The sequence below is a fragment of the Acinetobacter sp. DL27 genome (assembly GCF_055810995.1).
On record NZ_CM147947.1, the window covers coordinates 2,333,716 to 2,345,986 of the forward strand.

The window sequence follows — 12,271 nt, forward strand, 5'->3', positions numbered from 1 at the left end:
GACAAAATTCCTTTCATCTTCCCTTATTAGGCTTTCACAATGAACTTACAAACGCTACCCGGCTTATTCATTTCTCATGGCTCACCCATGCTTGCGTTGAATCCAGAGCAAGTTGGGTCTGCGTTACATCGTTTGGGCCTAAACTTGCCTACACCACAAGCAATTGTGATTATGTCCGCACACTGGGAAAGTAACTCACTTGAAGTAAGTACTGGAGTACGTCCTGAGACATGGCATGACTTTCGAGGCTTTCCTGCTGAGCTTTATGACATTCGCTACCCAGCACCCGGTCAGCCTGTTTTAGCCGAAGAAATTCTACATTTATTGGCAGAAGCGGGTTTTTCAGCTCATGCAAACAGCTCCCGTCCGCGTGATCATGGCGTTTGGATGCCTTTACTCCATATGTATCCAGATGCAGACATCCCTGTGGTGGAAATTTCACTCCCGATGAATCTGTCGGCAGAGGAGATTTATAAAATTGGACAAACCCTTGCGCCACTACGCGAGCAGCAGGTTCTGCTGATTGGCTCAGGGAGTATTACCCATAACTTAGCCGAATTGTCTTGGCATGGTCAGTCACAAGCGGTACCTGAGTGGGCGTCGATGTTTCGTAATCATGTGGTCGCGAAACTTAGCCATCAGGACTTTGACGCCATTTTAGACTGGGAATCGATTCCTTTTGTCCGTCGTAACCACCCAACGCTGGAACACTTTGCCCCAATATTCTTTGCGATGGGTACAGGTCATCGTTTTAATATTGTACATAGCAGTTTTACCATGGGTGCACTGGGCATGGACATTTACCGCTTCGATTAATGTATAAATTTTACTTATATATTAACAAAAAAATATTTATGGATACATTTTGAAACCCAAAAGAACCGAATGTATCCATTCTTTTAAAAAGAACTTCGGATATCATATATCTTGTTATTTAAAATCAAGAACTTGTAACCCATGAAATTAAAATATTTAGCGATTGCCCTTTTCCCACTCGCACTGGCTGCTTGCCAATCATCGGATATTCAAAAAGTAGGAGATTTGGCTGTGTCTGTACTACAACAACAAAATGCAGATCAAACACTCGCAAATTACCATTGGAGCGCGAACACCGCAGATGCGCCTAAACCTTTGGTTTTAAACTTTGACAAACAAGCAGGTCGCTTAGGCATGGCAACCAGTTGTAACGGTATGGGTACCAGTTGGAAAGTTGAGAATAATCAAATCGTGACGGGTAACCTGATGGCGACTCAAATGGCATGTGAACCAAAAGCCATGGCTCAAGAAGGCGTTGCAGCAGATTTATTTGACAACCGTAAAGCACCGTTTGTTTTAAATCTTAATGATCTTGATGCACCAACACTAACCGTGGTATCGGCAAAAGGTGAAAAAATTGTATTCACAGGTAACCAAACTGCTGAATCGAAATATCAAAGCCAAGGTGAAACTGTTTTCTTAGAAATTTCACCAGAGACCAAAACATGTTCTGCAGGTGTTGCCCGTATGGAATGCCTACAAGTTCGTGAAATTAAATATGCTGAAAATGGCGTAAAAACGCAGGTCGATAAAGACTGGACGTTATTCTATAACCATATCGATGGTTTCACCCACAATCCGAAAGAGCGTCAAATCGTACGTGTTAAACGTTTTGAAATTGCCAACCCTGCGGCTGACCAATCAAAATATGCTTATGTTCAAGACATGATTATTGAACGTGAAGCGGTAAAAGGTTCATTGTAATCGTTCAATGACCAATAAAAAACCGAGGCCTAAAGCCTCGGTTTTTTATTGGTCATTTATCTAAGTGTATAAAACTTAGAACACACCTTGAGCTAGCATTGCATCTGCAACTTTTACAAAACCTGCAATGTTCGCACCATTGACATAGTTCACAGTACCATCTGCTTGCGTACCGTATTTCACACAGTTACGGTGAATTTCTTTCATGATCGCATGTAAGCGCTCATCGACTTCTTCAAAAGTCCAACCCAAACGCAAAGCATTTTGTGACATTTCTAGGCCAGAGGTCGCAACACCACCCGCGTTCGATGCTTTACCTGGTGCGTATAAAATTTTCGCTTCAACGAATTTTTCAACTGCATCTAAGGTAGAAGGCATGTTTGCCCCTTCAGCGACACAAATCACTCCATTTGCAAGGAGTACTTCAGCATCCGCCTGATCTAACTCATTTTGAGTTGCGCATGGCAGTGCGATATCACATGGAATAGACCATGGACGCTGCCCTTCTAAGTATTCAAAGCCATGCTTAGACGCAAACTCAGAAATACGACCCCGCTTCACATTTTTCAGTTCCATCACTTCAGCAAGTAAAGCATCGGTAAAGCCTGCTTTTACATATACCGTACCCGCAGAGTCAGACAATGAAACGACTTTTGCACCTAGATACATTGCTTTTTCAGCAGCGTACTGTGCTACGTTACCCGAACCAGAAATCGTGACTGTTTTGCCTTGGAAGCAGTCGCCACGTGTTTTCAGCATTTCTTCAGCAAAGTACACTGTGCCGTAGCCCGTTGCTTCAGGACGCGCCAAAGAACCACCAAAGGTTAAACCTTTACCCGTAAACACAGATGAAGTGTCATTGCTCAACTTCTTCATCATGCCAGCCATATAACCCACTTCACGGCCACCCACCCCAATATCACCTGCAGGGATATCCGTATTTGAACCAAGGTGACGGTATAGCTCAATCATTAGCGCTTGGCAGAAACGCATAATTTCGCCTTCAGACTTACCCTTAGGATCAAAGTCTGAACCACCTTTACCACCGCCCATTGGCAGTGTGGTTAACGCATTTTTAAAGGTTTGCTCAAAGCCTAAAAATTTTAGGATCGAGAGATTCACCGATGGGTGAAAACGCATACCACCTTTAAATGGACCAATCGCCGAGTTGTATTGAACACGGAAAGCACGGTTTACATGGGTTTGACCTTGATCATCCACCCATGAAACACGGAATTGAATCGCACGCTCTGGCTCAACTAAACGCTCCAGCAAACCGTGGTCTGCATAACGAGGATTTTTTTCAATGAACGGCCAAAGGCTGGTCATGACTTCCTCTACCGCTTGTAGAAATTCGGGTTGATGTTCATCACGTGTTTTCACGTAATCTAAAAACTCATTAAGGCTGTTATATTTCAACGCTTAATCCTCAGCAGAAAATGGATCAAAATTGGTCAAATTTTATAAACAATGTTAAATTTTGGCGCAAACAATTAAATATCTTTTACCAACAATTCACAACACATTTCTATAAAAAAACATATTTATCATTTATATAACAATTATTTATATAAAATATACCTAGAAATTTGTTATAAAAAAACACCAATGAAAACACAGGCTTAAAATCTTTTTTTGCTCAAAAATGATGCAGTTAATGAACCATTTTAGAACACAGGATTATTCAAAAAAAACATGGTAAAATTCAGTGATCTACCTATTTCTCCTAATATCTCTGCAAATTCAGTTGCAGGATTGGTTTACGCATGAATTCGCACATTTCCCTGATCCAAAATATCGATGCTCTCCTCCCCCAAACCCAATGTGGACTCTGCGGACATCGTGATGGATGTCTGCCTTATGCCCAAGCCATCAGCGAAGGTGAAGCAGCCAATAAATGTGTACCCGGCGGGCAGCCTGTAGCCGATGCATTGGCTCAGTTGCTAAACCGACCAGCATTAATTGCAGAAGAAAGTGTTTGGCCTATTCAAGCCGATGGCCGCCCACAGAGAATGAAAGCAATCATTCGTGAGGATGAATGCATTGGTTGTACCAAATGTATTAGTGCCTGTCCTGTAGATGCCATTATTGGCTCGGGTAAACTTATGCACAGTATTTTGACTGACCTGTGTACAGGCTGTGAACTGTGTATCCCACCTTGTCCTGTTGACTGTATCGACCTTATTCCAGATGTAAACGTCATACCGACGGAAATCTTGCGTAAAGCTGAGCAAGATGATTTAAGACAACGCTATTACGCACACATTCAACGTGAGGAAAAACAGCGTCTACACCGTAAAGGTCCAGTGGTTCGTGCAGAAATTGATACGGCGTTATTTGCGCAGTTTTCAGCACAGAACGATGCTGTACCTGATATTCAGATCATTGAAAAAGAAACAGAAATGGCAGCAAAGCTCGATGCAAAATCCACCATTGAGTTGGCGAAATTACGTGTACAAATTAAAAAATTAGAAAAGCAGCTCAGTGTTCGTGAAGATGCGAAAAAACGTCTGTTGTTAGATGACTTAACCCAACAGCTTGATCTGTTACAGGGAGCTTAAAACATGCTAACGACAAGCGGAAAACCCGTAAAAAACATGACCAAAAAGCAAATTCAAATCTTTTTTCAACGTTTACGCGCGCAACGTCCAAATCCCAAAACTGAATTGAATTATTCGAGTCCTTTTGAGCTGTTGGTGGCTGTGACCTTGTCTGCTCAGGCGACGGATGTGAGTGTGAACAAAGCTACAGATAAACTCTTTCCAGTCGCCAATACACCTGAAACTATTTATGCCTTAGGGGTCGATGGTTTAAAAACCTATATTAAAACCATAGGTTTATATAATGCGAAGGCAGAGAATGTCATTAAAGCCTGTAAAATACTGATTGAAAAACATAACAGCATCGTGCCAAACAACCGTGCCGATTTAGAAGCTTTGCCCGGTGTAGGACGAAAAACTGCCAATGTGGTGTTAAATACTGCTTTTGGACAACCGACCATGGCGGTCGATACGCATATTTTTCGTTTAGGCAATCGTACGGGTTTAGCGGTCGGCAAAAATGTGCTTGAAGTCGAACACCGTTTAGTGAAAGTCATACCGAAAGAATTTATTGTTGACTCGCATCATTGGCTCATTTTACATGGTCGATACTGCTGTATCGCACGCAAACCGAAATGTCATGAGTGTATTGTTTCAGATGTGTGTAACTGGCCAGATCGTTTTGAATTTGGTGCAGCACGTATTGCCACAAAGACGATAGAAGCTGAACATTAAAGTTCAGCTTTTTATTTTTGATTCGATTTATCTTTTAACTCTTGCTGCAATTTCGGATGCAACTGACGTTCTGGTTGCTTCTTCGACATTTTTTCTTGTTTACTGACATCGCGTAGCATTTTCACACTGATATAAAACAAACCCACCAATACCGCCGCAGCAACAATAATTAAAACAATGATTCCAACTTGCGCCACACGCGACTCCATTTTAAGAGGATCAAGAAAAAGAGCCCTAATATGACTTAGAGCTCTTTCAATGTCAAAACATTGCCATGTTTAAAACATGCAATTATTTGTCTTGATCAAGAATCGCAAACAAATCTGCTTGTACTTCGTCAATTGGACGTAAGCCATTCAGCTTGTCATAGGTTGGTGCATTTTCACCAGACGCTGCGCGACCTTGGTAGAAACCAACCAACTGTTCAGTTTCAGTGTGGTATGAACCTAAACGTTTACGAATTGTTGCTTCTTGGTCATCAGGACGTTGTACCAGCTCTTCACCAGTTTCGTCGTCCTTACCTTCCACTTTAGGTGGGTTGTAAACGATGTGATAAACACGGCCCGATGCAGGGTGCTGACGACGACCAGAAAGACGTTGTACGATTTCTTCGTCAGGTACATCAATTTCGATCACGTGATCAATGTTGATGCCTTCATTTTCAAGCGCTTCGGCTTGAGGAATAGTACGTGGGAAACCATCAAAGATACAGCCATTTACACAGTCAGGTTGCGCAATACGTTCTTTCACTAAACCTATGATCAGTTCATCAGATACAAGACCACCATTGTCCATCACGCTTTTAGCTTGTAGACCGAGTTCAGTTCCTTCACGAATTGCAGCACGGAGCATATCACCGGTTGAAATTTGTGGGACATTGTAGCGCTTACAGATCAACTGAGCTTGTGTACCTTTACCTGCTCCAGGTGGTCCGAGTAAGATAATGCGCATAAAAAAACATCCTCATTTAAACAATATATTTGACGCTTTATACATGCCGACAAATTCGACATATTTTTAGCATCTAATTATAAGAAAGCTACAAACAAATGTATTGTACCCGCAATGAAGCCTGTTACCCCACCCAATAAAATCAAAATCCATTCGTCTTCCTGAAATGCAGGACGTAATAAGTTTTGAAATTCTTTCGGCGTTAGCTCCCGAATACGGTCTCTAAACATTTGATAGATTTTCTGTGCACGGCTCGCATTGAACGCTGGGTCGCATACAGGCACCATCGTAATTTCAATTGAACGATCAATCAAGTCCGTCTTCAGTTTTGCGTATTCACGTGGACCTAAAGACAGTTGCAAAGACGTTCTCACCAATGGTGTTTCCATGATTTGATTGATATGACGTTTAACAATACGACGCGTCTTGTCTTTTTTATTGCCATACATCATTTCAGTCATGATGGATTTTAACGTAATCAGGTCTTCTGTGACTACACTTGCAAACACATCAGACACTTCTTCTTGGCGCTTCATGAAAGCGCCTTGCACATTATAAGTACCAATGCGCGGAATCACAGGCTTAATCCATGGAAACTTACGATCTTTTGTTAATTCAGTCAGTTGCAGATATCGAACATAGTGTGGCTCAATTGGATTAAACACCATCCAAATCGCAATCCAGTTGGTTAAGAAGCCCCATACCGCGGCCCAAAATGGCACGGTCCAATGCCATGGCACCACAAACCAAACAATCATTTGGAAGATACCAAAGAACATCCCGATGAGGGCACTAATATGCCAAATAAAGTTGATTTCTTTCTGACCCACTTTCAAGAACATACGAACCATTAGCCTGCGGTCACCTTCCATTTGGCTGACCACCATATCGCGCATATCCACAAGTGACTCGACGTTCATGGTCAGTTCGGTCACTAATTCTCTGAGCACAGCCGGAAGCTGTTTGTGTGCCTGTGCATAAATTCGACGCTTAATTGAATAAGGTAAGTTTTCCCAAAGTACTGCATTGCGGTCAATCATGACTTCATCAATCAGGTGCTCAAGTTCAAAACCAACTTGCTCACCAATGATCCGCGCCATATCCTCAGGATCCATTGCATCTAAAAATTCACGCAAAGAACCAAGCTTAGATAAGGTGTTATCCGTAATGATGCCTGAAATACGCCCCGCTTTTCTAGGCACAATGCCCTGCCACCCCACAGGCAAAGGCCCAATATGAAAACCCCAAAATGTAATCGGGTAAAAGACCATTTTCAGGGCCATCCAAACGTGCGCCCAAGTCACAAAAGCAGTCACAGGAATAATGCTGAGTACAGCCCAAAAATCGGGTCGATTCAAAAAGGTTTGCCACAACTGATTGACGTACTCAAGCATGCATAACTTCCATATTTAATTTTATTAACTGAATTATATAGCGTTTTAAAAAAGATATTGTGTCTATAAACCGAAACTTAGAGTATAGGAAAATTGTAGTCTCGGTTCAGTTTCTGCAACCACATAGCCCGATTTGGCTTCGAGTTTTTCCCCTGCACCAATCCCCACACTGAAAGTGCTGATTCGTTCAGGACTCAGTAACACATAAGCAAGATCTACACCACCACCAAGGCGAGATTCGTACTCGCCATCCACTTTCTTACTGTCAATATGCCCCGCATAAACACCGAGATAATAACCATTTTTATCTTTACCGGTAAAATGCACTGGAAATCTAAAACCCAGTTGACCACCTACAGGGTAATCATCATTGATAAACACCCCAGCTTTTGCGTATGCAATGCCATAAGGATTGACCCATTCCAGATTGGTGTGCAGTAATTTCTGCGTTACACCAGCCCCTACATTCCACGTTTGAGCACTGCCAGCAGGAATTTTTGCATCTGGCAAAAAGGAATTATCTTGAGCGTAGGCTACGTTTGCACAGGCAACAAGTGCCAACACTGGATAAATTCTTGTCATTATTGTCACCATTATCCGTAATGTTATTTTAGTAATTGGTCCCTTTTTACAGGATTTTGACTGTAGCAGAATTTATAAAACACTTATATACAGCAATTTATATTTTTGATGTCTATAAAGTCAAAATTTAGGCAAAAATGAAAAGCAGAAGCAGCGATAACAAATATCAAAACAGTGTGACATGCGTTAGAATAGCGCGCAGGTATTTTCCTCTTTATCCATGTGTTTAAGTCGATTTGGTATGAAACAGCACTTTCCTTTAAAAAATGTCCAACAAGAAAAGCGCATTTTTCGAAATCGTACCTTTATCTCCATGGGTATTGTGGTTTTCTTCTTGCTGATTTTAGTCACTCGCTATGCCTATTTGCAGCTGGTTCAATTTGATGAGTTTTCAACTGCATCCGATCAAAACCGTATCCGTCTACAACCTTTAGCCCCTGCACGTGGTTATATTTATGACCGCAATGGTGTGCTGTTGGCAGATAACTATCCTGTCTTTACCGCGACGATGAGTCGAGCGGATGTGACGGATATTGATGCCACAATTGAACGTTTAACGCCAATCTTAGAACTCACCCCTGATGATATTGAGCGCTTTAACAGTCGTATTAAAGCCTCACGTAAAACTGAACGCGTTTCAATTAAACTTAATCTCAATGAAAACGATATTGCTCGCTTTAGCGAAGTTAAATATCAATTCCCTGGGGTTAATATCGAAACTCAGATGACGCGCTACTATCCACATGGTGAGCTGTTTGCCCATGTGATTGGTTATGTGGGTCGAATTAACGATAAAGAATTAAATAGCATCAATAAAGATTTGTATGCGGGCACTAACCTGATTGGTAAAATTGGGGTAGAAAAGTCCTATGAAGATTTGTTACATGGTGTACCAGGAAATGAGTCTGTCGAAGCCGATGCACATGGTAACGTGCTGCGCCATTTAGGCCGCAAAGAACCCGTTCGTGGTAATGACTTATATCTTTCACTCGATTATGGTTTGCAGACGGTTGCCTCAGAGCAGCTTGCAGGTCGTCGTGGTGCAATCGTGGCGATGGATCCACGTACAGGTGAAATCCTGGCCTTGGTCTCAAGTCCAAGTTTTAACCCTAACCTGTTTGTCACAGGCATTAGTCATACCGACTATAGTGGTTTACGTGATAACCTCGATCAACCGCTATATAATCGTGCTGTGCAAGGCGCTTATCCACCTGGCTCGACCATTAAACCGATGTTTGGTTTAGGTGGTATTCATTATGGCTTAATTGATTGGGGCACGGCCATTTCCGATCATGGCTATTTCACACTTCCGGGCGATTCGCATAAATTCCGCGACTGGAAAAAGTCAGGACACGGCGTAGTCAACTTGCATAAATCGCAAGTGGTCTCTTGCGATACCTTCTTCTACATTCTGTCGTTCCGTATGGGCATTGAAAAAATGAACACATGGATGCGCCAGTTTGGCTTTGGTGAAAAAACTGGTGTGGATTTACCAAGTGAAAGTACAGGCCTTTACCCAAACCCCGAATGGAAAATGCGTACCCGAGATGCCAAGTGGCTCAAAGGGGAAACCATTTCAGTAAGTATTGGACAAGGTGCTTTTACAGCAACACCGCTGCAATTGGCCATGGCAACAGCCATTACCGCCAACCATGGTTCACATGTGATTCCGCATGTTTTACAAACCAGTAAAGGCGCAAAACCACATAAAGACTTAAATGCACCTGATGGCAGAATCCAGTTCAATGGCACCGATCAAGACTGGATACAAATGCGTGATGCCATGGTCGATGTCATTGAAACAGGGACTGGACGTGGCATTCGCACGCCAATGTATAAAATTGCAGGTAAAACCGGTACTGCACAGGTCAAAAGTATTGCTCAAGGTAAACGCTACAATGAAGCCCTATTGACCGAACGTCAGTTAGACCACGGTTTATTCGTGGGCTTTGCACCTGCGGAAAACCCTGAAATTGCGATTGCAGTGGTTTGGGAAAATGGTCGTCATGGTGGTTCAGCGGCACAGCTGGCTCGTCCGATCTTAGACTACTGGCTGCTCACTCGTCATAAACATCCAATTCGTCCACAAAACCATCAAATTAGTGGCGGCTTGATGACAGCGGGGATTAAACCGGGTGAATTACCAAGTGGTAGCACTCCACCAGCGACCACAACTGGGACAAGTACAGCTACACCAACCAGTACTTCCAATACAGCACCCGCTTCAACAACGGCAAATACAAGCAGTTCAACTACACCGCCTTCTGTACCTGTGGAGTCAGACTAACTATGAAAAATCAACTCCGCATCATTGGAGGCGACTGGAAACGTCGCCAATTGCCTTTTGCCAGTATTGAAGGTTTACGCCCTACGCCTGATCGTGTACGTGAGACTTTGTTTAATTGGCTCATGTGGGATGTGCAAAACACCAATGTTTTGGATATTTGTGCAGGTTCGGGTGCGTTGGCATTTGAAGCCTTATCACGTGGTGCCTCAAAAGTAGTGATAATTGAACCTGACCGCAATCAAGCACAGTTTTTAACAAAAAACTTGGAACTCCTTAAAGTCCCTAAGTCTCGTGCCCAGTTAAAAGTAGCGACTGCACAGCAAACATTACCTACCTTAAAAGAACAGTTTGATTTGGTCTTTTTAGACCCGCCGTATAGCCTAGAGCTATGGGAAGAACTAGCCCTCTTGGCGGATCCGATGATTCAAAATAATGGCTATATTTATGTGGAAGCCGACCGAGATTTGAATCAGTTAAAACTTCCAAGCACTTGGATTCAAATAAAGAACACCAAAGCTGGGTCTGTACGTGCAGGTTTATATCAAAAGAAAGTGGTTGTTTCCCCATAATCTAGACACTTTTATGTCCTTTTGATTGACACCATCACGAAAGAAAGTGGTCTTAGCGCATATTAGTGTGGTTCTGAGCTACGCTATGTATGAAGATCAATATACATATTCAAAATCAAGCTAAGGTTTCAATCATTTTTCATGTCTAAAACTATGTAGACAGATCGAAAAACCATACACTCGCTAAAATTTTAAATATATCGCATATGACTTGGTTGATCTTTATCTTAGGTGCAATGGTGGCGGGTTTTGTACAGGGACTCACGGGCTTTGCATTTGCCTTAATTGCCATGTCATTTTGGGTCTGGATCTTGGCACCTCAGCTCGCAGCGCCCTTGGTGGTGTTCGCCTCAGTCTGGAGTCACCTAATTTCCTTAAAGTCGGAATCTGCCTTTCAACTTGATAAAAGCCTTGTTACGCCTTATATCCTTGCAGGTCTGATTGGCGTTCCATTGGGTACCTATCTGTTAGACATCATTCAAGCACATACCTTTAAACTGGTTCTAGGAATTTTTCTGATTCTTTGGTGTCCATTGATGCTACTTAATCCCCAGATTCACTTCATTCAAAACTCTGGAAAATACGCCGATAGCAGTATTGGTTTTCTTGGAGGTGTATTGGATGGGTTAGGAGGCTTTTGTGGCTCACTGCCTTCAGCTTGGGTCATGTTAAAAAACCTTCCTAAAGAGCAACAGCGCTCAATTTTAAGGCATTTTAATTTCGCCATTCAGCTATTCACCTTACTCACCTATCTGCTCCGCGGAAATTTAAACTTGCAACATTTACCCTATATGGGCATCTTACTTTTGAGTGTGAGTCTACCTGCCATGCTCGGCGCGCAATTGTTTTATAAAATTTCTGAGCGGCAGTTCAAACATACGGTACTGGGTTTATTGTTTAGTTCAGGCTGTTTTCTATGTATCAGCTATCGCTTTCTGTAGTGCTATAAAAACCTGACTCTGCACTTTGGCATTGGCTTGGGTCAGCAATTGTGTGTTTTGTGTCAAAATAGGCTCATCTTTAAACAACTTAGCTCTACTGGGCTTTCTCCAACTCCAAAAATCTTTATACAATTGGCACACCTTCAAACCCACCGTTCACCATATATGAAACTGCCTCTTGCACTACTGAGTATTTGCTTTATCAGTGCCTGCTCCATAAGCTCATCCAAAGAAATAAAACAAGCCGAAAAACTTCTCCAATCTTTTGACTGTCAAAATATAGAGCGCGATCAGGCAGACCACAGCAGTATGACCAGTTATCATGAACAAGTGCTTGCCAGCAGCAAACAAAAAGCCCAATCCTATGTAGAAAGCTATCAACATGGCGATCAAATTTTTGACCTGCCCCTGCCCGAAGTGATTGAAACACAGCTACAAAGTTATACGGCCGCATGCCAGTCACTAGGTGGGGTTTTACCCAATCCCCAGCAAAGTCCTTAAAATACGATTAGCAAATAAAAAAGACAGCTCG

13 protein-coding genes are annotated in these 12,271 nt (G+C 42.5%); 8 read left to right on the plus strand and 5 right to left on the minus strand.

The features are described from left to right. Positions 1-39: 39 nt before the first annotated feature. Complete coding sequence (locus AC0KVP_RS11315; RefSeq protein ID WP_473336738.1) at positions 40-816, plus strand: dioxygenase family protein; 777 nt, start codon at positions 40-42, stop codon at positions 814-816. Between the two features lie 141 nt (positions 817-957). After that, on the plus strand, positions 958-1,740 hold the full coding sequence (locus AC0KVP_RS11320; protein ID WP_473336740.1) for a DUF4377 domain-containing protein: 783 nt from the start codon (positions 958-960) through the stop codon (positions 1,738-1,740). A 75-nt stretch (positions 1,741-1,815) separates the two neighbouring features. On the opposite strand, the gene gdhA is transcribed toward AC0KVP_RS11320, so the two are convergent. Further along, positions 1,816-3,159 carry an NADP-specific glutamate dehydrogenase gene (gene gdhA, locus AC0KVP_RS11325; protein WP_004980905.1) on the minus strand — a complete coding sequence of 448 codons (1,344 nt, stop codon included), beginning with the start codon at positions 3,157-3,159 and terminating at the stop codon, positions 1,816-1,818. Between the two features lie 347 nt (positions 3,160-3,506). On the opposite strand from gdhA, the gene AC0KVP_RS11330 reads away from it, so the two are divergent. Together AC0KVP_RS11330 and nth are read left to right on the plus strand one after the other, a co-directional pair. Next, entirely contained in the window at positions 3,507-4,301 is a 795-nt protein-coding gene (locus AC0KVP_RS11330) for an RnfABCDGE type electron transport complex subunit B (RefSeq protein WP_473336743.1), read from the plus strand. 3 nt (positions 4,302-4,304) lie between these two features. Beyond that, positions 4,305-5,015, plus strand: coding sequence for an endonuclease III (gene nth / locus AC0KVP_RS11335; protein ID WP_473336745.1), 711 nt, complete (start codon positions 4,305-4,307; stop codon positions 5,013-5,015). Positions 5,016-5,026: 11 nt separating this feature from the next. Here nth and AC0KVP_RS11340 read toward each other — a convergent pair whose 3' ends face one another. The 4 genes from AC0KVP_RS11340 to AC0KVP_RS11355 form a co-directional block, all read right to left on the minus strand. Further along, positions 5,027-5,224: a hypothetical protein gene (locus tag AC0KVP_RS11340; RefSeq protein ID WP_473336747.1), complete on the minus strand. Its 198-nt coding sequence runs from the start codon at positions 5,222-5,224 to the stop codon at positions 5,027-5,029. 82 nt (positions 5,225-5,306) lie between these two features. Beyond that, complete coding sequence (gene adk / locus AC0KVP_RS11345; RefSeq protein ID WP_004980915.1) at positions 5,307-5,966, minus strand: adenylate kinase; 660 nt, start codon at positions 5,964-5,966, stop codon at positions 5,307-5,309. Positions 5,967-6,043: 77 nt separating this feature from the next. Further along, positions 6,044-7,360: a DUF445 domain-containing protein gene (locus tag AC0KVP_RS11350; RefSeq protein WP_332477496.1), complete on the minus strand. Its 1,317-nt coding sequence runs from the start codon at positions 7,358-7,360 to the stop codon at positions 6,044-6,046. 63 nt (positions 7,361-7,423) lie between these two features. After that, positions 7,424-7,942: a hypothetical protein gene (locus tag AC0KVP_RS11355; protein WP_004980918.1), complete on the minus strand. Its 519-nt coding sequence runs from the start codon at positions 7,940-7,942 to the stop codon at positions 7,424-7,426. Between the two features lie 241 nt (positions 7,943-8,183). Between AC0KVP_RS11355 and mrdA the strand changes: the two genes are divergently transcribed. The 4 genes from mrdA (at position 8,184) to AC0KVP_RS11375 (ending at position 12,240) form a co-directional block, all read left to right on the plus strand. Further along, positions 8,184-10,229, plus strand: coding sequence for a penicillin-binding protein 2 (mrdA, locus tag AC0KVP_RS11360; RefSeq protein WP_473336750.1), 2,046 nt, complete (start codon positions 8,184-8,186; stop codon positions 10,227-10,229). A gap of 2 nt (positions 10,230-10,231) precedes the next feature. Next, on the plus strand, positions 10,232-10,798 hold the full coding sequence (gene rsmD / locus AC0KVP_RS11365) for a 16S rRNA (guanine(966)-N(2))-methyltransferase RsmD (RefSeq protein ID WP_286406890.1): 567 nt from the start codon (positions 10,232-10,234) through the stop codon (positions 10,796-10,798). Positions 10,799-11,004: 206 nt separating this feature from the next. Beyond that, positions 11,005-11,739: a sulfite exporter TauE/SafE family protein gene (locus AC0KVP_RS11370; protein ID WP_473336752.1), complete on the plus strand. Its 735-nt coding sequence runs from the start codon at positions 11,005-11,007 to the stop codon at positions 11,737-11,739. A 165-nt stretch (positions 11,740-11,904) separates the two neighbouring features. Next, complete coding sequence (locus AC0KVP_RS11375; RefSeq protein ID WP_010326292.1) at positions 11,905-12,240, plus strand: hypothetical protein; 336 nt, start codon at positions 11,905-11,907, stop codon at positions 12,238-12,240. Positions 12,241-12,271: the final 31 nt, after the last annotated feature.